2 protein-coding genes are annotated in these 954 nt (G+C 38.7%); both read left to right on the forward strand.

Annotation, left to right across the window (positions count from 1 at the left end; all coding sequences use genetic code 11):
* The coding region (locus AC1DJR_RS31520) for a YrrS family protein (RefSeq protein ID WP_477004418.1) at positions 1-647 on the forward strand (647 nt) is incomplete at its 5' end.
* Positions 648-719: 72 nt separating this feature from the next.
* Complete coding sequence (locus AC1DJR_RS31525; RefSeq protein WP_477004419.1) at positions 720-869, forward strand: hypothetical protein; 150 nt, start codon at positions 720-722, stop codon at positions 867-869.
* The last annotated feature ends 85 nt before the right edge of the window (positions 870-954 follow it).

Genomic DNA, 954 nt, shown 5'->3' on the forward strand with positions numbered 1-954 from the left:
GGTTTCAAGAAAAACAACAAAATCGTCGTAAAAAGGTGATTTTTAATATTGCATTTACTTTGGTATTAGTGACAGTTGGTATAGTGACATACCAGTTGTTTTCCCCTTCTGATACATCAAAGAAAGCAATTGCTCAAGAAAAGAAAGCAACAAAGATAGAAGAGAAGAAACATAAAGAGAAAGAAGCAGCGCAGTTAGAAGAGAAGAAACGTGAAGAGAAAGAAGCAGCGCAGTTAGAAGAGAAGGAACGTGAGGAGAGAGAAGCAGCACTGTTAGAAGAGAAACAAAAAGCAGAAAAATCGGTAAAAACGAGCGAAAATGAAAATAAAGAGGGAGAAAAAACGGCATCTCAAGAAAAGGGTTCTCAAACTAATTCTTCTTGGAAGGCAATTGGTACAGAGCAAGGAGCAAAACCTGCAATGCAATTTAAAGAAGGAACAGTAGATTGGAATGAGATGAAAAAAGCAATTTCTTATGCTGTGGATGTTCCAGAGGGTCAATTGATTTTTGATTTTATTGGAAATAATGGTGAAAATAAAGCCTACGGTAATGTACGAGATAAGCAAAGTAATAAAAAATATAAGGTTGATATTGATTGGGTAGAGAATCAGGGCTGGAAACCAGTATCTGTTCAAGTAGTAAAATAAACTTGGTTCTATAGGATGTTTGAATTATTTGACACTCCCACCCCTAAAGGGGCAAGCTGACTAACATCAGTGGTGTTCTTGCTACCAAAGGAGAAGTCCATTTCTGGTATCGCTGACGTGCAAGGTTGCGGTGTGTCATCACCACTCTCACGACAGACCGGTATAGGTTCGGGAGCTACGGTACTATCACCATACCGTACAGGTTCGTGTTCAGATGTTTAGCGTCTTGTTCTTGACGACACATATCATTTTTTACTGGTAGCATGAATTCGGCGTCATCTCAAACAAATGAATAACTCATGGAGAG

This window comes from Bacillus sp. 05T31 (genome assembly GCF_056396725.1).